Annotated in this window: 21 protein-coding genes; 6 read left to right on the top strand and 15 right to left on the bottom strand. The window is 71.7% G+C overall.

Annotation, left to right across the window (positions count from 1 at the left end; genetic code table 11):
* Window positions 1-41 precede the first annotated feature (41 nt).
* From alaS to ABT112_RS20890, 6 genes are all read right to left on the bottom strand, one after another.
* The gene (gene alaS, locus ABT112_RS20915; protein WP_351511677.1) at window positions 42-2,696 is read right to left on the bottom strand and encodes an alanine--tRNA ligase; all 2,655 of its coding nucleotides are present in this window, start codon (window positions 2,694-2,696) and stop codon (window positions 42-44) included.
* A gap of 240 nt (window positions 2,697-2,936) precedes the next feature.
* Window positions 2,937-3,590: an HAD family hydrolase gene (locus ABT112_RS20910; RefSeq protein WP_351511675.1), complete on the bottom strand. Its 654-nt coding sequence runs from the start codon at window positions 3,588-3,590 to the stop codon at window positions 2,937-2,939.
* Entirely contained in the window at window positions 3,587-4,141 is a 555-nt protein-coding gene (locus ABT112_RS20905) for an orotate phosphoribosyltransferase (protein ID WP_351511673.1), read from the bottom strand. Before ABT112_RS20905 ends, ABT112_RS20910 begins: the two co-directional genes overlap by 4 nt.
* Window positions 4,138-4,755 carry an SLOG cluster 4 domain-containing protein gene (locus ABT112_RS20900; RefSeq protein ID WP_351511671.1) on the bottom strand — a complete coding sequence of 206 codons (618 nt, stop codon included), beginning with the start codon at window positions 4,753-4,755 and terminating at the stop codon, window positions 4,138-4,140. The genes ABT112_RS20905 and ABT112_RS20900 overlap by 4 nt, the downstream gene beginning before the upstream one ends.
* Window positions 4,752-5,624: a hypothetical protein gene (locus tag ABT112_RS20895; RefSeq protein WP_351511669.1), complete on the bottom strand. Its 873-nt coding sequence runs from the start codon at window positions 5,622-5,624 to the stop codon at window positions 4,752-4,754. The genes ABT112_RS20900 and ABT112_RS20895 overlap by 4 nt, the downstream gene beginning before the upstream one ends.
* A 41-nt stretch (window positions 5,625-5,665) precedes the next feature.
* Window positions 5,666-6,496 (bottom strand): aspartyl/asparaginyl beta-hydroxylase domain-containing protein, encoded by an 831-nt coding sequence (locus tag ABT112_RS20890; protein ID WP_351511667.1) that lies wholly within the window; start codon window positions 6,494-6,496, stop codon window positions 5,666-5,668.
* Window positions 6,497-6,862: 366 nt separating this feature from the next.
* Between ABT112_RS20890 and ABT112_RS20885 the strand changes: the two genes are divergently transcribed.
* Together ABT112_RS20885 and ABT112_RS20880 are read left to right on the top strand one after the other, a co-directional pair.
* Window positions 6,863-8,302, top strand: a complete 1,440-nt coding sequence (locus tag ABT112_RS20885) for an NsdA family TPR-like regulatory protein (protein ID WP_351511665.1) — start codon at window positions 6,863-6,865, stop codon at window positions 8,300-8,302.
* 23 nt (window positions 8,303-8,325) lie between these two features.
* On the top strand, window positions 8,326-8,934 hold the full coding sequence (locus ABT112_RS20880; RefSeq protein WP_351511664.1) for a GNAT family N-acetyltransferase: 609 nt from the start codon (window positions 8,326-8,328) through the stop codon (window positions 8,932-8,934).
* A gap of 22 nt (window positions 8,935-8,956) precedes the next feature.
* On the opposite strand, the gene ABT112_RS20875 is transcribed toward ABT112_RS20880, so the two are convergent.
* On the bottom strand, window positions 8,957-9,103 hold the full coding sequence (locus ABT112_RS20875; RefSeq protein ID WP_351511662.1) for a hypothetical protein: 147 nt from the start codon (window positions 9,101-9,103) through the stop codon (window positions 8,957-8,959).
* 32 nt (window positions 9,104-9,135) lie between these two features.
* Complete coding sequence (locus ABT112_RS20870) at window positions 9,136-10,719, bottom strand: FAD-dependent monooxygenase (protein WP_351511661.1); 1,584 nt, start codon at window positions 10,717-10,719, stop codon at window positions 9,136-9,138.
* Between the two features lie 64 nt (window positions 10,720-10,783).
* Here ABT112_RS20870 and ABT112_RS20865 point away from each other — a divergent pair, with 64 nt between their 5' ends.
* Window positions 10,784-11,446, top strand: coding sequence for a TetR/AcrR family transcriptional regulator (locus tag ABT112_RS20865; protein ID WP_351511659.1), 663 nt, complete (start codon window positions 10,784-10,786; stop codon window positions 11,444-11,446).
* Window positions 11,447-11,908: 462 nt separating this feature from the next.
* Here ABT112_RS20865 and ABT112_RS20860 read toward each other — a convergent pair whose 3' ends face one another.
* Window positions 11,909-12,856: a helix-turn-helix domain-containing protein gene (locus tag ABT112_RS20860; RefSeq protein WP_502975405.1), complete on the bottom strand. Its 948-nt coding sequence runs from the start codon at window positions 12,854-12,856 to the stop codon at window positions 11,909-11,911.
* A gap of 266 nt (window positions 12,857-13,122) precedes the next feature.
* Here ABT112_RS20860 and ABT112_RS20855 point away from each other — a divergent pair, with 266 nt between their 5' ends.
* Window positions 13,123-14,013: an oxidoreductase gene (locus ABT112_RS20855; RefSeq protein WP_351511655.1), complete on the top strand. Its 891-nt coding sequence runs from the start codon at window positions 13,123-13,125 to the stop codon at window positions 14,011-14,013.
* Between the two features lie 222 nt (window positions 14,014-14,235).
* Here the strand turns inward: ABT112_RS20855 and ABT112_RS20850 are convergent, their stop codons facing one another.
* The 5 genes from ABT112_RS20850 to ABT112_RS20830 all read right to left on the bottom strand — a co-directional run bounded on the left by ABT112_RS20850 (window position 14,236) and on the right by ABT112_RS20830 (window position 18,272).
* Entirely contained in the window at window positions 14,236-15,021 is a 786-nt protein-coding gene (locus tag ABT112_RS20850; protein WP_351511653.1) for a YidC/Oxa1 family membrane protein insertase, read from the bottom strand.
* A gap of 128 nt (window positions 15,022-15,149) precedes the next feature.
* On the bottom strand, window positions 15,150-15,473 hold the full coding sequence (locus ABT112_RS20845) for a DUF6412 domain-containing protein (protein ID WP_351511651.1): 324 nt from the start codon (window positions 15,471-15,473) through the stop codon (window positions 15,150-15,152).
* 230 nt (window positions 15,474-15,703) lie between these two features.
* Window positions 15,704-17,221 (bottom strand): sodium:solute symporter family protein, encoded by a 1,518-nt coding sequence (locus ABT112_RS20840; protein WP_351511649.1) that lies wholly within the window; start codon window positions 17,219-17,221, stop codon window positions 15,704-15,706.
* Window positions 17,218-17,406 carry a DUF3311 domain-containing protein gene (locus ABT112_RS20835; RefSeq protein WP_351511647.1) on the bottom strand — a complete coding sequence of 63 codons (189 nt, stop codon included), beginning with the start codon at window positions 17,404-17,406 and terminating at the stop codon, window positions 17,218-17,220. The genes ABT112_RS20840 and ABT112_RS20835 overlap by 4 nt, the downstream gene beginning before the upstream one ends.
* Before the next feature lie 11 nt (window positions 17,407-17,417).
* The gene (locus ABT112_RS20830) at window positions 17,418-18,272 is read right to left on the bottom strand and encodes a class E sortase (RefSeq protein ID WP_351511645.1); all 855 of its coding nucleotides are present in this window, start codon (window positions 18,270-18,272) and stop codon (window positions 17,418-17,420) included.
* A 212-nt stretch (window positions 18,273-18,484) separates the two neighbouring features.
* On the opposite strand from ABT112_RS20830, the gene ABT112_RS20825 reads away from it, so the two are divergent.
* Window positions 18,485-19,489, top strand: coding sequence for an SEC-C metal-binding domain-containing protein (locus ABT112_RS20825; protein ID WP_351511644.1), 1,005 nt, complete (start codon window positions 18,485-18,487; stop codon window positions 19,487-19,489).
* 203 nt (window positions 19,490-19,692) lie between these two features.
* Here the strand turns inward: ABT112_RS20825 and ABT112_RS35390 are convergent, their stop codons facing one another.
* Window positions 19,693-20,106, bottom strand: a complete 414-nt coding sequence (locus ABT112_RS35390; RefSeq protein ID WP_502975404.1) for a very short patch repair endonuclease — start codon at window positions 20,104-20,106, stop codon at window positions 19,693-19,695.
* Window positions 20,107-20,659: 553 nt separating this feature from the next.
* Here ABT112_RS35390 and ABT112_RS20815 point away from each other — a divergent pair.
* Window positions 20,660-21,949 carry a DNA cytosine methyltransferase gene (locus ABT112_RS20815; protein WP_351511642.1) on the top strand — a complete coding sequence of 430 codons (1,290 nt, stop codon included), beginning with the start codon at window positions 20,660-20,662 and terminating at the stop codon, window positions 21,947-21,949.
* Window positions 21,950-22,175 lie beyond the last annotated feature (226 nt).

The following is a 22,175-nucleotide window of genomic DNA, read 5'->3' as shown; positions in this document are numbered from 1 at the left end:
GACTGCCGGTGCCGGTTGGGGCGGCACCGGCAACCTGGTGGCTACTGGTCGAGGGCGCGGACAGCGTCCCGGGCGGCGATCGTGAGCGCCTCGTCGAGGGCATCGCTGTGGCGGCCGCCAGCGCTGGCGAGAGGGCCCTTGCCGCCGGCTCCGCCGCCGACCGCACGCGCGGCCGGGATGAGGATGTGGCTGGCCTCGGTGCCGGTGTCGTGGAGGCTGCGGGTGACCGCGGCGGCCAAGAGTGCCTTGCCGTCGTGCTCGGTGCCGAGGACGACGATGGCGTGGCCGGTGTCGAGCAGGTCGACGGTGCGGTGGGCCAGTGTGCGGAGTTCGTCCGGGCCGAGGCCGGTCACCTTCTCGGTGACGACCCGACCGCCGGCGACGCCACGGGCGGAGGCGGCGAGCTGCCGGGCGCGGTTTTGCAGCTCGGTCTCGCGGAGGAGGCCGAGTTCCTGCTGGGCGGCGCTGAGCGCGTCGAGCCGCTTGCGGAGGGTCTCGGGGGCGTCCTTGGAGGGGGCGCTGAGGAGGGCGGAGACCTCGCTGAGCAGGCGGCGCTCAGTGTCCAGGTGGTGGAGGGCGCTGTGGCCGGTGAGGGCTTCGATGCGGCGGAGATTGGAGCCGACCGACCCCTCGGAGAGCAGGCGGAAGGTGCCGACTTGGGAGCCGTGGGCGACGTGAGTGCCGCCGCACAGTTCGCGTGAGAAGTCGCCGATGTCGACGATGCGGACGGTGTCGCCGTACTTCTCGCCGAACAGAGCCATGGCGCCGACGGCCTCGGCTTCGGCGCGGTCGGCGTGCCAGGCTCGGACGGCCGGGTCGTCGAGGACGTGGCTGTTGACGGCGGATTCGATCCGGGCGAGCTGTTCGGGCGTGAGGGCGGAGAAGTGGGCGAAGTCGAAACGCAGGCGGTCTGATTCGACGAGTGAGCCCTGCTGACGGGCGTGATCACCGAGGGTGGCGCGCACGACGGCGTGCAGGATGTGGGTGGCCGAGTGGGAGCGCATCAGGCCCTTGCGGCGGTCGGCGTCGACAGCGGCTTCCCCGGTCGCCCCTGTGCGGAGCTCTCCTTCGGCGACGTGGGCGCTGTGGATGCGGAAGCCGTCCAGGCCGTACCGGGTGTCCGTGATCCGCAGCAGGGTGCCGTCTTCGGTGCGCAGGGTGCCGGTGTCGCCGACCTGGCCGCCGGCTTCGGCGTAGAACGGCGAACGGTCGAGAACGAACTCGATGTCGGAGCCCTTGGGGGCGCTGGTGGTGACGGCCCCGCCAGAGATCAGGCCGAGCACGGTGACCGCGGCGGTGAGGTGCTCGTAGCCGAGGAAGTCGGTGCGCGGCAGCTTGGCGGACAGCTCGCGGTAGTTGTCAAGGCGGCGCAGGGCGTTGGCTGTCTTGGCCTTGCCGCCGGCCTTGGCGCGCTTCTTCTGCTCGTCCAGCAGCGTGGCGAAGCGGTCCTCGTCGACGGCCAGACCGGCGTCACGGGCGGCTTCGACGGTCAGTTCCAGGGGGAAGCCGTAGGTGTCGGCGAGCTCGAAGGCGCTCTCGCCCGGCAGCGAGCACGAGCGACTCTCCCGGGTGCGGGTGATCGCGGCGTTCAGCAACCGGGTCCCCTGCGCGAGGGTCCGGGTGAAGGACTCCTCCTCGGCGGTGACGACCTGCTCGATGAGGTCGGCCTGGCCGGTGAGTTCGGGCCAGACGTCGCCGAGGTTGGCGATCACGCTGGCTGTGGTGGACGCGAGAACGGGCTGGTCGATGCCGAGCAGACGGGCATGCCGGACCGCCCGCCGCATGAGGCGGCGCAGGACGTAGCCGCGGCCGTCCTTGGCGGGCAGGACTCCGTCGGCGATCAGGTAGGCGATGGAACGGGCGTGCTCGGTGACGACCTGGAAGGAGACCTTCTCCGCGCCGCTTCCGGTGTGGTCGCGGCCGGCGAGCTCCCGGACGGTGTTCAGGGTGGGCATGAGGAGGTCGGTGGTGCAGACGTTCTCGACTTCCTGGAGGATCGCGGCCAGGCGGTCGAGACCGAGACCGGTGTCGATGCTCTGCTGGGCGAGGTCGCCGAGGATCGGGAAGTCGCCCTCGTTGTCGCCCTCGCCGCGCTGGTACTGCATGAAGACGAGGTTCCAGATCTCCACGTAGCGCTCGCCGTCGACGGCTGGTCCGCCCTCGCGCCCGAAGGCGGGCCCTCGGTCGTAGTTGACCTCCGAGCAGGGGCCGCAGGGCCCGGGGACTCCCATCGACCAGTAGTTGTCCTCCATGCCCAGTCGCTGGATGCGCTCGGCGGGCACGCCGATCTTGCGCCACAGCTGCTCTGCCTCGTCGTCTTCCTGGTACACAGTGATCCAGAGGCGGTCCTTCTCCAGGTTGAAGCCCTGGGTGAGGAGCTCCCAGGCATAGGCGATGGCGTCGGCCTTGAAGTAGTCGCCGAAGGAGAAGTTGCCCATCATCTCGAAGAACGTGGCGTGCCGGTTCGTACGGCCGACGTTGTCGATGTCCGAAGTGCGGGCGCACTTCTGGATGGTGGTGGCGCGCGGGAACTCCGGAGCAACCTCCCCCAGAAAGTAGGGCTTGAACTGGTTCATGCCGGCGTTGACGAGGAGCAGGGTCGGATCGGAGGGGATGAGCGGGCTGGACGGGACCTGGCGGTGGCCGCGCGAGGTGAAGAAGTCCAGGAAGGTGGAGCGGATCTGCGTCGAGTGCATGGTGGTGTGGCCCTCACGGAAGAGTCGTGGAGAGATGGGGTTCGATCACACGCCGAGCCGGGCCGAGAACAGGGACTGAGAGGTTCTCAGTTCTCCAGCTCGACGCAGATAGCTCGCGCCCCCACGGTGAAGACCATGACTCCAGATCCGTTGCTAGGTGGCGCAGCCGACATCGGACGCAACGATCCGCTGCGACTGCGCCACCCAGCGTAGCGCTCCTGGAGCCAGGATCGTTTGGATTTATGCGCTTCGTCGTCCGGTGCCCATCAGGGAGAGGAACGTGCCGGCGAGGCTTTCGGCATCGGGGAGGACGACGGTGGCACCCGCCCGGGTGAGCGTGTAGGGGTCGGAGAAACCCCAGCCGGAGCCGATCGGCGTCACACCCGCTGCCTGGGCCGCGTGCATGTCGGACTCCATGTCACCGACGAACACGGCCTCGCTGGGTGAGACACCGAGCTTGTCGAGGGCGAGTAGGAGGCCGTCCGGCGCGGGCTTCGGCGCCGCGTCCTCGTAGCAGACGACGACGTCGAACAGGTCGAGGACGGCGGGCGGCAGAAGCCAGTGGACCCGCTGACGGCTCCGCATGGTCACGATGCCGGTGGCGACGCCGGCGGCGCGGAGCGCGGAGAGCGTATCGGCGACGAATGGGAACACCTCGGCGGTGAGGGTGGCGGTGGCCGTCGCCGCGTCCCAGCCGTCCTGACTGATCACTCCGGTGTATCCGAGTTCGGCGAGTACGTGTTCGTGTGGCGTGGTCGCGGCCCAGGCCGGCAGGTCGGCGACGGTGACGCGTCGGCCGAGGGCGGAGGTCGCGAAGCCGGCCAGGGTGGCGAGTTGGGCATGACGGCTGTCGACGAGGACGCCGTCGAGGTCGAACAGTACGGCCCGCTTCACACGGAACCACCCCTTCGGGGCGCTTCCGGAAGGTCGGCCTCGGTGAGCAGGGAATGAAGGGTGACGTTGTGTTCGGCCAACAGCGTTCGCCCGCCGAGCGGGCGCTCGAGGACGCACAGCGCGTCGCTGACCGGAGCACCGGCGATCCGCAGGATGCGGGCCATGGCGAGCAGCTGTCCGCCGGAGCGCACCACGTCGTCGACGAGAACGGTCCGACGACCGGTGAAGGCGGCGCCCTCGATCTGCCGGCGGGAACCGTACCCCTTCGGACGGCGGCGCAGGAAGACGGCGGGCAGGCCGGTGGCGGCGGACAGGGCGACGACGAGGGGGACGCCGCCGAGTTCGATGCCGGCGAGGAGCTGGGCGTCTCTGGGGACGACATGGGTCATGGCGGCGGCGGTGTCGCGCAGCAGCTCGGGATCGGCGGCCAGGCGGTACTCGTCGAAGTAGCGGTCGAGCCTCGCGCCGTCGGCGAGGTGGATAGGGGCCGTGACGAGGGCGGTCTCGGCGAGCCGGACGGTGAGGTCGGGCAGGCGCGTGCTTGTGGTCATGCTCCTCCGATCGGTGCCGTCTCGGACGTGTCGACCGTGTCGAGAGCGGCGAGGCGGTCGCGGAAGTCGTCTGCGGACTCGGCGGTACTGAGGAAGCCGAGGGGCCGGGCCGGGGTCTCGTACAGCCACTTCTCCTTACGGAGGAAGGCGAGCAGGCGCCGTGCGGAGGCTCCGGCGAGGCAGATCGGTACGGGCCGGATGGTGGTCGCGTAGTACATGGCGGCGGTCAGCTCGTGGAGGGTGCCGACGCCTCCGCCCATGGCGACGACGAGGTCGGCGTGGTCCAGGTAGTGGTTGATCCGGGCGCCGAGGTCGGGGATGTGGACGGACGTGGTGGTGTGCGGGTTGAACGCGCCCCATTCGTCGTGCTTGCTGATCAGGGTCACCGCGGTGACCAGGGCGCCTTCGGACGATGCGCCGCGCGCGGCGGCTTCCATCAGACCGTTGTAGCCGCCGTGCAGGAGCTGGTAGCCCACTCCTGCCAAGGCACGGCCGATCTCCTCTGCCAGCCTCTCCTCCTCGTCGGAGGCGGGGCGGACCCCGCCGAAGAAGACGGCGGTCAGGCCCTCGCGGGCCTGGGCGGCGGCCGGGCCCGCGAGGTGGAGCGCGTTCACATCAGCTCCAGGTAGGCGCGGTACGCGGCGATGGCGCTCTCCAGGCCGCTCAGGGCTTCAGGGCAGGCCCGCTCGACCAGGGCGAGCGTCCGTTCGACGGCCGCGTCGACGTCGGCGGCGAGGGGGACAGCTGGTGCGCTGATCGCCGCCTCCAGATCGCCGAGGCAGGCCCGGCCGATCGGGGTGACGGCGATCTCCTCGCGCAGCTGGTACCAGCCCCAGAACCGCGAGGTGGGGGCCAGAGCGGCCTTGATCAGGTCCTTCGTCGCGGTGTGGAGGCGGTGCCACTCGGAGTACGCGACGAACCGCTGGCCACGCCTGATGCGCTTGTGCAGCAGGACTGCCAGGACCAGGTGCTCGATGAGCAGCTCGGTGCAGGTACGGGGCCGGGCGAGGAATTCGGCCGCGAACCGCTCGGCGACCGCCGTTCCCTCTGCCGGGGCGAGCGCCGGCTCGCGGTCGAGGAGTAAGGCGGTGGCGACCGTCGCCCGAAGGCGTGGGACGTGGGACGCGGGCACCAGGTAGAGGTCCATCTGGTGCAGGCGCCCCTCGTCCGGAACGAGGAAGACCATGCCGACGCCGCCGAGGTCGGCGACGATGGTGTCGCGCCACCCTGGTAGCAGGGCGCCGGCCTCGGTGGACATCAAGTCGTCCAGAGTCTCGACGAACGCGGGCAGGTCGGCGTCCTGGACGCCGACGACGAAGTCGACGTCCGAGAGCCGGTCGGCCGTTCCGTGGGCCAGCGACCCCCGCACCATCAGGTGTGTGACGGCCGGGGAGGTGGCCAGGATGTCGGCGAGCCGGGACAGCAGCGGGAGCTGGGACGGGCGGTTGGCGAAGGTGAGTTCCGCCAGGTGCAGGGTGGGCACGTGCGTCCTCCGATCGGATTTCGGCGTAGAGGCTGTGGCGGTCAGGCAGTGAGGGCGAGGAGGCGGCGCTTGGCCGACGTCCAGCGCGTGGCGGCCTCCTCGTCGCCGAGCGAGGTGTGCAGCTCGGTGATCAGGTCGTAGACCGAGCCCTCGGGCAGGGCGTAGGTGTAGAAGAGCCGCAGCAGCATCCGCTCGGCCGCGTCCGTGTAGCCGAGACCGGCCATGCCGCGGGCCGCCTGGAGCCGCTCGGCGAGCACCGACGGGTCGGCCGGAGGCAGCGGCTCGGCCGCGTCGGGGTGGAGCGTGGGCCGACGGGCGAGACGCCAGTAGGCGTCGTCGGCGTACACGTCGGCGATCAGGTGGACCCGGACCGGTCCGAGAAGGTTGCACACCCCGTGGGCGTACGTCGGCGTCAGCCGCCAGATCCGTCCGCCGGTCATGTGGACCTTCGTGCCGCCGGTGACGAGGAACGCCGACGTGTTGGTGTGCAGGGGGATGTGCAGCCGGTGCCGCTCGACCTGGTCGAGCTCGTCGTAGTCGCGGTGCTCCCACAGGAAGGCGTTTGCCTCCAGCCGGGCGAGCCGCACCCACATGTAGTTCAGGCCGAGTTCGGTCAGCATGGAGGCGGTGGCCGGCATGTGCGACAGCAGGTCGGTCGGCCTGGCCTCGCAGTCGCCGATCGTCACGTCGGCGGCGTCGCCGGACGCGTTCATCAGCGACGTCGTCAACCAGCCTCCCGACTGGTAGGCGCCGTACTCGGCCTTCCAGGGCGCCTGGGCCGTCAAGGCCTCGTGGCGGATCCGTTCCAGTTGAACGGATTCGACGGCGTCGAGTTGGGCGATCTGCCCGGCAAGGGCGGTCAAGGTGTCCATCGGTTCCCTCCCGTCGCCGTCCCGCCCGTGAGCGGGCCGGCCGGCACGTGGTGCTGGATGGGGGTGATCGGCCGGAGCCTCCGAGGCAGGCTCCGATCTCACGCTTCGTCGTCGGAGGTGCACGTACGGCGAAGCAGCGTTCAGCATGAGGGTGGGCGACGAGGCATGGATACGACGTCACCACCGTCATGGAGCCGTCATCGCCGAACGGCCTGCGACCCGGCCGACGACGGTCCATGACGGTCACGCGACATGACTGCCGTCATGGCCACCGTCATCTTCGTCGTCGAGCCGCCGAAAGGGTCTCCCGCCGATCGGACAGGGCTATCGTCGGGTGGAGACGAACGGGTACGGAGAGGATCTGCCGTGGCTGAAACTCCCACGCTCTTACGGGTCTTGACGCTCCGGCGGCACTGGCAGGTCTACGAGACCTTCCGCCTCCGGTTCGAAGCGACGGCGACATCGATCGCCGACGACGAGAACGATGCGCGGCTCCGAGGCCTGTCGGTTTCGAAGCGACAGTTCGAGCGCTGGTACGGCGGCGCCGTGAAGACCCGCCCCTACCCCGACCAGTGCCGGGTGCTGGAAGCGATGTTCGGCGTCGACGTCGCTCTCCTTCTCGCTCCCGCACCGCAGGCCGTTGAACGGACCACGCCGGCGTCCGACCCCCCGCTCGTCGTCCCGCCGTCACGGCCGGCCTCTGTCCTTCTCCCCACCGAGCAGGCAGCGGCACTGCCTGTCGGCGGCTCGTTCACCAGCGAGCCCCGCTTCGATGCGGGCACAACGGAATTGGAAAGGCAGGTCGCGATGGCGGCTCGTCGTGCGCTTCGGTTCACCGCGATGGCAGAGGGCAGCAGCATCGGCCCGGAGACCCTGGGCCAGATCCATGACGAAGTGCGGCGGCTCACCGCCGCGTACCCGAGGATGGCGTTGCCGACGCTGCTCGGCGACCTGGTGGAGGTGCAGGACCTCACCTTCCGGCTGCTCGAACACGGCCGGGTCAAGCCCCTGCAGGCCCGTGAGCTGTATCTGCTCGCCGGGATCACGTCCGGCATGCTGGCCAAGGCCAGCCACGACCTGGGCAACCCGAGCGCCGCGATGATGCAGGCCCGTACCGCCTTCGTATGCGCCGACAACGCCGACCACCAGGCCATGCGCGCCTGGGTCCGTTCCCTGCAGTCACTCATCGCGTACTGGGCCGGACGCCCCGCCGAGGCGGCCGACTACGCCCTCCTCGGCCAGAGCGCCGCCGGAGGCGTCCGCGGCACGACCAGCGTCTGGCTGGCCTGCCTCTCCGCCCGCGCGCACGCCCTGATCGGCGACGCCGAGACCACCCGTACCGCCATCCAGCAGGCCGAGGACGCCCGTACGGTCGTCGAACCTGACGACCTCGACGCCTTCGGCGGCATCATGACCTTCCCGGCACCCCGGCAGCTCTACTACGTCGCCGAGGCCACCGTGCACCTCGGCGAGGACCCTGTACTCAGCGAGAGCAGCTCTGAGGCCGCCGTCACCGCCTACCGGAACGCCTCCGAGGACGAGTGGGCCTTCGGCGATGAGGCCGGCGCGCAGACCGACCTCGCGCTCGCCCGCATCGCCCGGGGTGAGATCGAGGGCGCCATCGAGGCCGTACGTCCCGTGCTCGACCTCCCCATCGAGCAGCGGAACTTCGGCATCACGAGCAGCGCCCAGCGCGTCCACATCGCACTGCACGCCGACGGGCGACGAAGCGGCGGGGCCGAGGCCGATCTCCGCGAGGAGATCGAAGCCTTCACCGCCACTCCGGCCTCTGTCCTCGTCCGATGAACCCGCAGGTAGGCTCCGCGCCCATGACCCCAGTCCACCTGGCCGGCCCCCACTTGGCCCTGCGCGAAGTCGAACCCGAGGACACCGACACGCTCCTGGCCGTCTACGGCGATCCTGAGGCCACCCGGCACCTCAGCTTCGAACCCCGTACCCCCGAGCAGGTCCAGGCGATCGTCGACCGGTCCATCACCTCCGCCGCGAACTCGCCGAGGACCGAGTACTGCCTCGCCATCACCCGCCGCGGCGACCAGCGCCTGATCGGCTACGCACGCCTGGCGACCGAACCGCAGCAAGCGGCCACGATCGGGTTCGCTCTGCACCCGGCCGAGTGGGGCAAGGGCATGGGCACGGAGACCGTCCACCTGATGTGCGCGCTCGGCTTCCAGACGCTCGGCCTGCACCGCATCTGGGCGGCCCGGTCCCCCCTCAACGAAGCGTCTGCACGGACCCTTTTGCGAGCGGGCATGACCGAGGACGGCCGGATCCGCGATCACGTATTCGTCCGCGGAGCGTGGCGCGACTCGATCACCTACTCGATCCTGGAGCACGAGTGGACCCCGATCGACGGCATCGACACCGAAGGTCGCCCGCCCGCCGCCTCGCCCGACGCAGACTGCGGACCAGAGACGTGAGCCGGTGATCACCGAGGCGGGCTTACAGCATCCGGTGCTCCCCGGCATCGCCGAGTTCGCGCGGCGGCCTGCCCGAACCGCCAGCCACCGACGACGGCAACGACTGGGTCGACGGCGCCTGCTGGCGCCCCGCCGTCAGGACGGTTTTCCGGCCCAGGCGGTCGGACATCAGGACGGCTTTCCGACCCAAGCGGTCAGACGTCAGGACGGCTTCCCGGCCCAGGCCGTCAGTGCCTCGGCCCGCTCGTCCCGGCGCTCGCCGACCGCGGTGCGGCGCGTGGCCCAGGCGATGTGGCCGTCGGGGCGTACGAGGATCTCGGTCACCCCCGCCAGGTCGGGGCGGTCGTCGCGTCCGGTGACGGTGACGGGCGTGACGCGCGAGCCCCACCCGGGCGCGACCGACGCTTCGAACTCCGGGTCGCCGGCGAGGTCGAGGTGGACGAACCGGCCCGCGGGCAGCAGGTCGTAGACCCGTGTGGCGTCCGACCCGGCGGCGGTCAGCCCGATGTCGGGCATCCGGCGCCCCACCAGCGGGTCGGCCCCGGGTGTCGTGGCGGGGTAGACGGTGCCGAGGCCGGAGACCCGGGCGGCGAGCCGGCGGTTGACCTCCGCCATGCCCAGGAGCTCGTCGACGAGCGCCCGCAGGGCCAGCGCGGGGCGCCGGTACTGCTCGACGAGCGTCAGCTCCGCGAGCAGCGCTTGGACCTCGGTGTTCTCGGTGACCGCCCGGCCGACCGGGTTGCGCTCCGCGTCGTAGCTGTCCAGCAGCCCGGGCGGCGCCCATCCGGCCACCGCGGCGGCCAGCTTCCAGCCGAGGTTCACGGCGTCCTGCAGGCCGGTGTTGAGCCCCTGACCACCGGCGGGGAAGTGAATGTGCGCGGCGTCGCCCGCGAGCAGGATGCGGCCGGAGCGGTACCGCTCGGCGAGCCGGGTGGCGTTGCCGAAGCGGGACAGCCAACGGGGCTCGGCGACACCGCAGTCGGAGCCGCAGAGCCGGACCAGCGACGCCCGGAACTCCTCCACGGTGACGGGCTCCCGGGCCGGGACCCGCATCCGCTCCGGATCGATGTAGACGAGCCGGGTCGGCCCGTCCTCCAGTGGTGCGATCAGCACGCCCTGGGCCCGGAGGGCGTCGAGGGCCGCCGGGTCCGGGGCGAACACCGCGAAGTCGCCGAGCACGCCGGCGAAGGTCTCGTCGGTGCCGGGGAAGCCGATCCCGGCTGCCTCCCGCACCGCGCTGCGGGCACCGTCGCACCCGACGAGGTACCGGGCGCGGAGGGTCTTGGTGCCGCGGGGGGTCTCGGTACCACGGAGCGTCTCGGTGCCGCGGGGGGCCTCGGTGCCACGGAGCGTCTCGGTGCCGCAGGGTCCGCGCACCTCCGCCTCGACCCCGTCGTCGTCCTGGCGTACGGCCACCACCTCGTGGCCGCGCAGGATCTCCACGCCCAGTTCGGCCGCCCGCTCCGCCAACAGGGCCTCGGTGCGCGCCTGGGCGAGGAACAGCGTGTAGCCGTGCCGGGAGTCCAGCGCGGAGAAGTCCAGGTGGGTGGGGAGTGCGGAGAAGTGCCAGCCGGGCGCGGTGCGGCCGAGCGGGAGGAAACGGTCGACCAGGCCGCGCTGGTCCATCAGCTCCACGCTGCGCGCATGCAGGGTCAACGCCCGCGAGTTCCGGTGCGGTTCGGCCCGGCGTTCCAGGACGCGGGTCCGCACCCCGGCCAGGGCCAGCTCGCAGGCGAGCATCAGCCCGGTCGGTCCCGCCCCCGTGACGATCACGTCGATGTCCATCGAAGTCACCCTCCCCGATTAGTGAACAGCGTTCACGTGAACGATGTTCACTATACTGAGGTCCATGAGCTCCCCGTCACTCCCCGCCCGCGGCCGGCCGTCCCGCCTGGACCGGGCACGGACCGTGCAGACGGCCCTCGACCTGCTGAACCAGTCGGGTCTGGACGCCCTGACCATGCGGCGGCTCGCCGACGCGATGGGCGTTCAGGCCGGTGCGCTGTACCGCTACTTCGCCACCAAGCAGGACCTGCTGACGGCGATGGCCGAGCGCATGATGGACGGCGCCTCGGACGCGGTCACGGCGGCGGACGACGGCGACTGGGCCGGGCAGCTGACCGCCCTGGCCCGCGCGATGCGCACGGCCCTGCTCTCCCACCGCGACGGCGCCCGGGTGTTCGCCGGGACGCACTCCAACGGGGAGAACACCCTCGGCTTCGCCGACGCGCTCGTGGGCGTCCTGCGGGACGCGGGCTTCCCCGACGACGACGCGGCCCTGGCCCTCTACACCGTGGCCAACTACACCGTGGGCCACACCCTGGAGGAACAGGCCGCCCGCCAACCGGGGAACGGCGGGCCCGCGGACCCCGGAGTCCTGCGGGACGCGGTGACGGCCGGGGCCTATCCCCACCTCAGCGCCACCCTTCCCACCCTCACCGACCAGGACTTCACCCGGCTCTTCGAGTTCGGACTCGGGCTGCTCGTGGCGGGGCTGCGGGCACGGCACTGAGGGCACGGCTGTGAGGGCGCGGCGCTGAGAGCGGGGCAGTGAGGGCTGGGCACTGAGGGCGGGTCGGCCCGAGTCCCGCGCAGGGGCCGGGCAGAGGCCGAAGCCCGGATCCGGGCGGGCACCGCGGGATCCGGGCGAACGACCCACCGGGGGGGTGGTGGTCCATGACGTGACCGCAACGACGGACACGGACGACGGAACAGCCCCTCAGGCGGCCCCCGACTCCTGTCGTGCCACCACGACGAGAGCCTTGCGCCGGAACATTCGTCCCGGTTCGCATGGGAACCAGCATCACAGCCCGACGGCGGAAAGTCGTTGGCACTCGGTCCACACATCACTGTGCAATGCGTGCACCCGCACCCCGGTGCGGACCGGACGGAGGAGGCCGGACGGGCGGAGGCCCCGACAGAGGAGGCCCTGCCGGAGGAGGCCCCGCCGGAGGAGGCCCGACGCCCCCGTCCGTCACCCCTCCGCCGTGCGCAACGACCGTCCCCCGGCGCCCTCGGCATCGACATCGGCATCGGCATGGGTGGCTGTGGCGGTGGCGGTGGCGGCAGGGCCCCCCGTGGCCGCCCAGCCCGCGAGGAACCGCAGGGCCTCCGCGGAGCGGGATCCCGGCTCGGCGGTGTAGACGATCATCGTCTGGTCGGCGTCGTCCCCCACCGTCAGCGTCTGGAACTCCAGCTCCAGAGGGCCTGCCAGCGGGTGCCGGAACGCCTTCCGGCCGAACGCCCGCGTCCGCACCCGCTGGTCGGCCCACCAGCGGCGGAAGTCGGGGTCCTTGACGGAGAGTTCGCCGACGAGGGCGGCCAGCAGCGGATCGTCGGCGTAGCGGGCGGCGTCCATCCGCAGATAGGCCACGCACTCGCGGGCCGCCGTGGGCCAGTCCGCGTACAGCGCCCGGAACCCGGGGCGCAGGAAGGCCAGCCGGACGAGGTTGCGTTCGGCGTCCGGGAGCGCCCCGAAGTCGCCGAGCAGGGCCGCCGCGAGGGGGTTCCAGGCGAGGACGTCGAGCCGCCGCCCGAGCACGATCGCGGGCATCTCCCGGAGCCCGTCCAGGAGTTGCCGGGTCTGCGGACGGACGTGCGGGCCGCCGGCCCGGGGCGCCGCTGTCCGCCGGGCTGGACCGGCGATCCGCAGCAGATACGCCCGTTCGTCGTCGGCCAGCCGCAGGGCGGTGGCGAGCGATTCCAGGACGGCCGGGGAGACGTTCGTCATCCGGCCCTGTTCCACCCGCACCAGGTAGTCGACGCTGACGTTCGCCAGCTGCGCCAGCTCCTCGCGGCGCAGGCCGGGGACGCGCCGGACCCGGCCGTCGTCGGGGAGCCCCACGTCGGCGGGAGAGACGCGCGACCGGCAGGCGCGCAGGAATCCGGCGAGCGGGGCACTGGTCTCGGGGCGGGCATCCATGGCCATGCGCCCCATTGTGGGCCGGTGGACGGCCCGTTGCCTGGTACTGCCGGACCCAGGGAGGACGGTGCCCGGGGAGGACCGTGCCCAGGGAGGGCCGTGCCCAGGGAGGGCCGTGCCCAGGGAAGACGGTGCCCGGGGACGGCCGGCCTCCCGGACGGTCCGTCCCTGGTGGCGCCTGTCGCCGCCCCCGCAGGGTGGCGGGGACGGCAGGGGGCGTTTCCCCTGCTCCACCGCCCCGGCAGGGGCTCTCACCGAGGAGCACCATGACCATCTGGTTCATCACCGGCGCCTCCCGCGGCTTCGGGCTGGAGATCGCCCGGCAGGCGCTCGCGCAGGGCGACCGCGTCGTGGCCACCGCCCGCGATCCGCGCGCCGTGGAGGCGGCGCTGCCCGGGAACTCCGGCCGGCTGCTCACCCTCCCCCTGGACGTCACCGACACCGGCCGGGCGGCGGCCGAGGCCGTCGCCGCCGCGGTCGACCGGTTCGGCGGGATCGACGTCCTGGTCAACAACGCCGGCCGGGGCCTGCTCGGCGCCGTCGAGGAGACCAGCGACGCGGAGGCCCGCGCGATCTTCGACATCAACGTCTTCGGACTGCTGTCCGTGACCCGCGCCGTGCTGCCCGTCATGCGGCGCCAGGGCAGCGGACGGATCATCAACCTCAGCTCCGTGGGCGGCTTCGTGAGCTGGGCCGGCTCCGGTCTGTACTGCGCGACGAAGTTCGCCGTCGAGGCACTGACGGAGAGCCTGCGCATCGAGGCGGCGCCGTTCGGAGTGCAGGTCACGGCCGTCGAACCGGGCCCGTTCCGCACGGACTTCCTCGACCCCAGCTCGCTGCACCGCACGGCGGCGGTCATCGACGCCTACGCGACGAGCTCCGGCGCGCTGCGCACCTGGGCGGACGACACCAACCACGGCCAGGCGGGCGACCCGGTGAAGGGCGCCGCGGCCGTCCTCCTGCTCGCCGCCACCGCCGAACCGCCGACCCGGCTCCCTCTCGGCGCCGCCACGGTGACCGACATCGAGGACAAGCTCGCGCGGGTCGCCCGGGAGGTCGATGCCTGGCGCGAGGTGGCCGGGAGCACCGACTTCCCGGCGGGCGACTCGGCGGGCGAGGGCAGCGGACCGACGGGCGAGCTGCCGTGCGCGGTGTGACGGCGGGCCGGTCCACCGGGCCGGCCCACGACAGCGCGTGGGGCGCGCACTCCGTCAGCGCCTGGCGCGCCGTCACCGACAGTCCGTGGCGGGCGTTCCCCGACAGCGCGTGGGGTGCCTTCCCCGACAGCGCATGGGGCGGGTTCGCCGACCGTGCGTGGGGCGCTCAGCCCTTGGCGCTCGGTCCGAGGAGCACTTCCCCGGGAGGCCGTCCGCCGCCCCCTACCCGACGACGGCGGGGGTAGCCGCTCCCGCCTCCGTGCGGCCCCGGTACAGCCAGGCCCGTTCGGCGGCGCTCCAGGCCGTGGTGGTGGCCAGGTAGAGCCCGGCGGCCAGCGGGACGACGGCGGCGGTGATCAGGGTGCCGAACGACAGCAGCGGCAGGACCTTGGCCACCCCCGCCATCCCGGGCAGCGCCTCCGGTTCCGCGGAGGCCTTCCGGGACGCCCCGGCGGTACGGTTCGCGGCCGTGGCTGCCGCCGCCGTTGCCGCGGCCTTCCGGCCCCGGGTGTAGTTCCAGCCGGCCACCGCGGCGATCACGGCGAACAGCCCCAGGTAGACCAGCCCGTGCGGCCCGGCCACGCCCCCGTCGCCCAGCGCGTCGGCCCACCGGCCGCCGAGCGGCGCACCGAGCAGGGTGTGGTCGAGCAGCCCGCTGCCGCGGCTGGTGAACAGGTGGTACATCACGACGAACACGGGCAGTTGGAGCAGCGTCGGCAGGCAGCCGGCCACCGGCGAGGTGCCGGTCTCGGCCTGCAGTTCGGCCACTGCGGCGCGCAGTTTCTCGGGGTCGCTCCCGTGCTTCCTCTTCAGCTCGGCGATGCGCGGCGCGAGCGCGCTGCGGGCCTTCTCGCCGCGCGCCGCGGCCCGGGCGAGCGGGTGCAGCGCGAGCCGTACGCACAGGGTGAACAGGACGATGGCGGCGGCCGTCGCCGAGCTGCCGAAGAACGGGGCGATCGCGTCGGCGACATGGGAGAGAAGCGCACCGAGGGATGCGAAGACGGACATGGTTGAGCCCTCCACGGGGTCTCGTCGTGCCGGGATGAGGATTCGGCGTGACGAGCCGCGCGGGCCCTGCGGTCCAGGGGTCAGCGAGCCCGAAGGGGGCTGTTGCGGGTCCCGGGTCCGGGGAGCACCTACGCGGCCGTCAGGAGGGGACGGCCGGGTGCTCGCGGACGGGGGCGGCCGGAGGCGTCGGGATCTCGCTGGGGAAGGAAGGCGGTACGGCGTTCGCGGTCCCGGATCGCCGTACGGATCCGGGTCCGTGGCACGGGCGGTGCCGACCGGGCGGCGAAGAGCGTGCAGGCCAGGAGCGCGGCGCTGACGGCCGCGGTGGCCGCGAGGGTGACGGCGCCGCCGAGACCGCTCTCGGCGAGCAGGATTTCGGTCAGCAGGAAGAGGAGCACGTTGAGGTGCATGCGCACCGATCCGAGTGGACGGATCACACGGCCCCCCTTCATCCCTCTCGCGTCCGCACCGGCTCTTGTCGGTATGCGGCGCCCGTGTCCTTCACCGCGATGCTAACCGGCCGCCGGGCCGGAGCGGTAGGAGATCCGTGCCACGCCGGCCACGGACCCCGGGCACCGGCGCGGGCACCCTCGTCAGGTCGCACGCCCGCCCGGCAGCCGGACCCTGTCGTCCGAAGCGCCCGCCCGGCAGCGGGACCCTGTCGTCCGCCGGCCCCGTACCGTCAACCCGACGCCGCCACCACCCGGTCGTCGTCACCGCTGTCCAGGTCCTCGCGGTCGCTGGCCAGGACCTCGGAGTCGGGCCGCTCGTCCGTCCCCCGCGGGCCGAGGAACGTCACCAGCAGCGCCACCCCCAGGTTCACCGCGAGGGCGACGATCCCGGCGTTCACGCCCCACACGGGGTCGTGCCCGGTGAAGACCAGCCCGCACACCACGGCGACGCCGACGGCGAGCCCGCTCACCGCCCCGGCGAGGGTCAGCCGCCGCCACACCAGCCCGAGCAGCAGCATGGGGACGAGCTGCGCCATGCCCTCGTACGAGATCAGCGACAGCCGCACCAGGGTGTTGGGCGCGACATACGTCATCACCAGGGCCAGCGCGCCCGCGATCACCACGACCGTCTGCGAGGCGGCCTTCTCCCGCCGCCCGCGGACCGACGGCATCAGCGACAGCACGCTCCGGCCCCACATCGTGCCGATGACCAGCATGAACACCGCCATCGGCACGATCGACGACAGCGCCGCCGCCACCCCGACGAGGCCGACCGCCCAGGCCGGGAGGGCGTCGACGATCAGCTTGAACAGGGCCAGGTTGGAGTCGGCCCCGGCCAGGCCCGGCACCACGAAGGCCGCCGCCAGCCCGAGCAGCATCGGCACGAAGAGCAGCACGTTGTAGGAGGGGAGCCAGATGGCGTTGCGCCGCAGCGCGTCGGCGTTCCGGGCGCCCAGGTAGCCGGCCACGGTCGTCGGGAAGATCACCACGGTGAGGGCGTTGAGCAGCGAGGTGGTGATGAACCACCCCTCCCCCAGCCCGCCGGAGTCGTGCCCGGGCAGCGTCAGCCAGGCGCGCTTCTCCTCGACCGCCCGGTGCAGCAGCTCCCCGTAGCCGTCGAAGTAGTGCAGCGGCACGTAGACGGCGAGGAACCCGAGGGTCGCGATGACCAGCACGTCCTTCAGCACCGACACCCACGCGCTGCCGCGCAGCCCGCTCACCACGACGAAGCCGGTGGCCACCGCGAAGGCCAGGAAGTACGCCCAGTTCAGCGAGATGGCCCCGTAGGAGATCGTCGAGACGACGACGCCCATGCCGGTGATCTGCAGCTGGATGTACGGCAGCAGGAAGACGGTGGCGAGCACGGCGACGGCGGCGCCGAGCCACCGGCTGCCGAACCGGTGCGCCACGATGTCCGTGATGCCCACCAGCCCGTGTTTCCGGGCGTACGTCCAGAGCATCGGGCCGACGACGTAGCCGAGGGCGTAGCCGCAGGACATGTACGCGATGACGTACAGGACGGGCGCGCCGAAGTTGTACCCCCAGCCCGCGGCGCCGAGGTAGCTGAAGCTGGTGTAGCCCTCGCCGGCCATCAGCACCCAGATGAAGACCGGCCCCAGGCTGCGCCCGCCCACAGACCACTCGGCGAGCCCGCCGCCGCGGCCCCGGCCGCGGACGGCGAGCAGGCCGAGGGCGACGGTGAGGACCATGAAGGCGGCGAAGACGGAGGTGGCGACGGCGGCGTTCACCGGCGGTCCCCCCGCCAGGCGAGCCATACGGCGACGGGGGTCGCGACGGTCGCGGCGAACAGCCACACCATCAGGAACGGCACCCCGGCCACCAGGGGCTCCACCCGGTTCGCCCAGGGCAGGACCCCGAGGTAGAGCACAAACGGCACCAGCAGCCACAGCAGATGAGGACGTCGTCGGAACACGACGCCCGACCTTACTCGGCGCCCCGCACCCGGACGCTCGCCAGCCGCCCCCAGACGACGAGCCGGTAGCGCGAGGTGTACTCGGGGGTGCAGGTGGTGAGGGTGAGGTAGTACCCCGGCTCGCGGTATCCCCGGCCCGGGTGGACGGAGCTGCGGGGCACGGCGCCGAGGACGGCGGAGTCGCGGGCGGAGGTCTGGGGCAGCGTCTTCTCGATCACGTAGGCGTACCGGGCCTCGGCGGTCTCGACGGTGACCCGGTCGCCCGCCCGCAGCCGGTCGAGCCGGCGGAACGGCTCCCCGTGGGTGTTCCGGTGCCCGGCGAGCGCGAAGTTCCCGGCCTCCCCGGGGCGGGCGGTGCGCGGATAGTGCCCGACGTACCCCCGGTTCAGCACCCCGGCCTTGCCGGTGCCCTCCGCGACGGGCACGGTCACGCCGATCCGGGGGATCCGCAGCACGGCGTACGCCTGGTCCCAGCGGGGCGCCCGCGGCCGTCCCGCCGCCGGGCGGCCTGGTGTCCCCCGGCCCGCTTCCGCCCGGCCGGGCGTCCGGGTCTCCTCCCGGTCGGTCTCCTCCCGGTCGGTCTCCTCCGGGCCGGAGGCCGCCGCGGGCCCGGTGCCGGCGGTGTCCGCACCTGCCCCGTCGGCCGCCGGGCCACGGGCCCACTCCCGCTCCAGCGCCCGCACCTGCCGCTCGGCGCCCTCCCGGGCCTGCCGGTTGGTCCACCACAGCTGGTGGGCGACGAGCAGCAGCACCAGCACCCCCAGGGTCACCGCCGTCTCGGCCGCACCCCACAGCCCCCGCGCGAGCAGGAGCCGCGCGCTCCCCCGCCGCTGTCCCCGGACCACGACCGGCACCCGACCGCGCACCCCGACCACCTCCCGGCCACGTCCCCGGCCGCGTCCCTGGCCATCTCCCCGGCCGCCTCCGTGGCCGCCGCGGACCGCCGCCTCGGACCGCCGCCCACGCACGGCAAGGGCCGCACGATAGGGCCTTCCCCGCCAACCCACCAGGGGCGACGGGGAAGGGAACGGCCCCCGCCGGAGGGGTCGCTGTCGGCGGACGGCAGTACGGTGGGCCCATGCCCTCCGACACCCCCGCCCAGCACGCGTCCGAAGCCGAGCGCCTGGAGCGCATCGCGGTGCAGTACCCCGAGGACAACGAACAGGTGCTCCTGCGCGCCGCCGCCCACCGCGAGCTGGCCGGCGACCGCCCCGGAGCCTCTGCCCTCTACGACCGGCTCCTCTCCGACGAGCCCCGGAACCCGCCCCTGATCAAGGCCCTCAAGGCGGCGAACCTCTGGGAGTACGGGCACGAGGCCGAGGCCCGCGCCATCATCGACGGCATCCGCGCCGCCGCCCCGCGGGACTCCGCGCCCTGGGAGATCATCGCCGAGGCCCTGGAGACCCACGACGACCTCCAGGCCGCCCACGACTGCTTCACCACGGGCGCCACGCTCCTGATCGACGGCGGCGAAGTCCCGTACGAGGCACGCCTCCTGCTGGTCGGCCGCCACCGCGTCCGGCGCATGCTGGGCACGCCCCACGACGAGTGGGACACTCTCGCCGACACCCTGCACGCGGGGGACATCTCCCTCGACGAGCTCCACAACCCCAAGCGTCTCTGGGCCCTCGGCTCGGACGACCCGGCCGAACTCCGCGCCGAAATCGCCCGCCTCCGCGCCGAGCTGGGCGAGCGCCGCGCGGCCCTCTCCCGCCCGTTCCCGGTGGCCGTGCTGCACTGGCCGGCCTCCGAACTGGCCGAACTCCTCGCGGCCTACCCCTCCATCGCCGCCGAGTACCCCTCCCACGCCGAGCACGTGGCCGGCGTGGAGTCCGCCCTCCGCGAGCTGGCCTCCACCGGCGCGGAGAACTTCGGCATCGTCACCGGCACCGTCCCCTCCTTCGAGGCCTTCGCCGCCGCCGAACAGACCTCCCCCGACGACCCCTCGCTCCTCCCCGAATACACCACCTCCATGGCCGCCCGCGGCCGAGCCACCCCCTGGCCCCCGGCCCGCAACGCCCCCTGCTGGTGCGGGTCGGGACTGCCGTACGGGGGGTGCCATGGGGGGTCGTCGGGGGCGTGAGGGCGTCTTCCGGGCTGATGACGGTCCGGGCGCGACGGCCCCGTCCCGGGCGTGACGGCCCTGGCTGGGTGTGAGTGCCCGGGCTGATCAGATGCGCGCCGACCTCGGCAGGCAGGGTGCACACCGGACCAGGGTGCACCTCCGCACCAGCCCGCGCTGGCGGATCGTCCTGCGGAGGGAAGTCGACGCCTTGGACGACCTGCTCAACGGACGTCCGCTCTGATCGCCCGCGGGCTGAAGTGGCTCTTCGACTCTTCGAGCGCGAGCCGCACGAGCGTCACCGCGCCCTCGACCGCCGTGTGCTCCCAAACGCGGACAACGAACCAGCCCTGTTCCACCAGGAGCCTGTCCGTCTCCGCGTCCCTCCTCTTGTTGCCTTCGATCTTCGCGACCCAGAAATCCCTGTTGCTCGAAGGCATCGAGCCGTGTGAAGGACAGCCATGCCAGTAGCAACCGTCCATGAAGACAGCCACCCGGTACTTGGTGAACAGAACGTCCGCGGTTCGGCGAAGAGCCGGCACCGGTCTGACCGACACTCTGTAGCGCAGCCCCTGTCGGTGCAATGCCGACCGTAGCCTGCGCTCGGGTTTTGTGTCCCGCCCCCTGTTTGAGCGCATGGAGGCCCGTGAGCCCGCGGATGTGGCCCATGACCCCCTTACGTCCTCTGCCACGAGGAGACCGGTCTCATCGGCGAGGTGCCAGGCGGCTCGGAGATTGGCACTGCGGGTGGGGCGATCGACCTCACCCAGTCGAAGTCGCTGCTTTCGCCCAGTGGACGTCCACTGGAGCCGCGCGAGGACGCGGCCCGTCCTCCGTACAGGGGCCAGCACGACGGTGGCCGGTACCCTGTTGCCGTCATCGACGGCGACGAACCGCTTGGACGCACCGCCAGCGGCGCGATCCTGCTCGCGTACACGGGCGCTTCTTGTCATCCCGGCCCGGGGACGCCAGGCACGGGGTGGAGGATGCTCGACTGGGGCGGCGCGCCCGCCCTTTTCGGCGACAGCGGGGGATCTGACCTCCGTGCGTACGTGGACCACGCTTCGAGCGTAGTGGTTTGCGTCGAAAAGGATCCGTGTGGGTGACCGGATTGAGGGCCGGCGTAGAACACCGTCGGGCTGTAAGGTGCCAAGGTTGTCCTGTAGCCGGCTGGCCGGCTACAGTGCGTCAATGACCCAACCACATCCCGAAGTCGGCGTCTCCCGGAAGGCGGCCAGCGGCGACAGCGATCTCCCGCCGCTACGGACGATCGACCTATTCGCCGGGTGTGGGGGGCTGACGCAGGGCTTCGTGGAGGCCCTGCACGAGGGCCGAGCGGTGTACCGCCCGGTCGCGGCCGTAGAGCTCGACCCTGCCGCGGCGGCTACCTACGCCGTCAACTTCTCCGAACGTTTCGGAGCACACATCCACCAAGGGGACATCGCACAGTGGGTGAACCGGCCTGGAGCTCTCCCTGAAGCCGACATCGTGTTGGGTGGCCCGCCGTGTCAGGGATTCTCGCGACTCGGTAATCAAGACCCGGACGATGAGCGTAATCAGCTCTGGCGTCACTACCTGAAAGTCGTTTCGACGGTACGGCCGATGGTATTTGTGATGGAGAACGTCGACGCGTTCAGGAAGTCTCCAGAATTTCGAAATCTATTCGATGAAACGCTTGCTGGGGGGACTCTCTCCGGCTATCGCATTTTTGACGACCTTCTCAACTCCGCGGATCACGGCGTCCCTCAGCGACGCTTCCGGACCATCGCAATTGGAATTCGTAAGGATTTGTTGTTGCCTTCGGAGTCCGGGACTTCCAGTCGTGTCGACGAGGTCCCGGATATGGAACTGCAGTCACGGTTGATTCCGGGGCCTGTCGACGGGCCTCAACAGACGGTATGGCAAGCGATCTCGGACCTTGTCCTGCGCAAAATGTCCCCGGATCTCCCCGCTCGGCGGAAAATCGTAAACGGGCAAGATTTCGCTGGCCCCTTCTCTATGGATGAACTACACCTGAGTCGAAATGGAATAAAGCCAATTTCGATGGCGCGCTATCGATCCATCCCGGAGGGGGGGAACAGGTTCGACATCCCCTTCGAACTTCTCTCTCGCTGCTGGAAGAACCACAAGACCGGCTCGGCGGACGTGATGGGTCGACTGCACCGAGATAAGCCATCGGTCACCATCCGTACGGAATTCTTCAAACCGGAGAAGGGGCGCTACCTCCACCCCTGGTTGCACCGTCCCATCACACACCTGGAAGCGGCTCGCTTGCAGGGCTTCCCCGAGACCTTTCAGTGGTGCGGGAGCAGGACACAGATCGCGCGTCAGATCGGCAACGCCGTGCCCGTCGGGTTGGGACGGGCCATCGCCGAGCATCTGGCACCGCTGCTTCTGGCCCAAAGAGAGCTCCACGACTCTCAAGCGCCGAGGGTGCCCTGCGTGCGGAAGCCCCGGCGCAGGCTCACGACCGCCGCGTGATCGGCGAACGTGTTCGTGCAGCCGTGATCGGGTACGGCTCATTCTGCGCTGGGCCCCTGCCGGCGTAGCGACCACATATAAGGTTGTTTCACTGGACAACGACGTCGAGGTGCCCCGCTGTCAGCCCGCGCCCTGGGGAGGGCGCGAGGTAGGAGTACCTCGGAGTAGCTGATGTCCGCGGCCGTACAAGACGGCGGCACCGACGCCAACCGTACGGCGACCGGAC

Source organism: Streptomyces sp. NPDC002055, assembly GCF_040296705.1.
Classification (GTDB): domain Bacteria; phylum Actinomycetota; class Actinomycetes; order Streptomycetales; family Streptomycetaceae; genus Streptomyces.
The sequence above is the reverse complement of the archived record's forward strand: the minus strand, read 5'-3'. Positions and strand labels throughout refer to the sequence as shown.

Bases quoted from the DNA above. Each gene is read 5' to 3' on its own strand.
- alaS (WP_351511677.1), bottom strand. From the start codon at position 2,696: ATGCACTCGACGCAGATCCGCTCCACCTTCCTGGACTTCTTCACCTCG.
- ABT112_RS20905 (WP_351511673.1), bottom strand. From the start codon at position 4,141: ATGACCACAAGCACGCGCCTGCCCGACCTCACCGTCCGGCTCGCCGAG.
- ABT112_RS20890 (WP_351511667.1), bottom strand. From the start codon at position 6,496: ATGGACACCTTGACCGCCCTTGCCGGGCAGATCGCCCAACTCGACGCC.
- ABT112_RS20880 (WP_351511664.1), top strand. From the start codon at position 8,326: ATGACCCCAGTCCACCTGGCCGGCCCCCACTTGGCCCTGCGCGAAGTC.
- ABT112_RS20875 (WP_351511662.1), bottom strand. From the start codon at position 9,103: ATGTCCGACCGCCTGGGCCGGAAAACCGTCCTGACGGCGGGGCGCCAG.
- ABT112_RS20870 (WP_351511661.1), bottom strand. From the start codon at position 10,719: ATGGACATCGACGTGATCGTCACGGGGGCGGGACCGACCGGGCTGATG.
- ABT112_RS20865 (WP_351511659.1), top strand. From the start codon at position 10,784: ATGAGCTCCCCGTCACTCCCCGCCCGCGGCCGGCCGTCCCGCCTGGAC.
- ABT112_RS20860 (WP_502975405.1), bottom strand. From the start codon at position 12,856: ATGGATGCCCGCCCCGAGACCAGTGCCCCGCTCGCCGGATTCCTGCGC.
- ABT112_RS20855 (WP_351511655.1), top strand. From the start codon at position 13,123: ATGACCATCTGGTTCATCACCGGCGCCTCCCGCGGCTTCGGGCTGGAG.
- ABT112_RS20850 (WP_351511653.1), bottom strand. From the start codon at position 15,021: ATGTCCGTCTTCGCATCCCTCGGTGCGCTTCTCTCCCATGTCGCCGAC.
- ABT112_RS20845 (WP_351511651.1), bottom strand. From the start codon at position 15,473: ATGAAGGGGGGCCGTGTGATCCGTCCACTCGGATCGGTGCGCATGCAC.
- ABT112_RS20825 (WP_351511644.1), top strand. From the start codon at position 18,485: ATGCCCTCCGACACCCCCGCCCAGCACGCGTCCGAAGCCGAGCGCCTG.
- ABT112_RS35390 (WP_502975404.1), bottom strand. From the start codon at position 20,106: ATGCGCTCAAACAGGGGGCGGGACACAAAACCCGAGCGCAGGCTACGG.
- ABT112_RS20815 (WP_351511642.1), top strand. From the start codon at position 20,660: ATGACCCAACCACATCCCGAAGTCGGCGTCTCCCGGAAGGCGGCCAGC.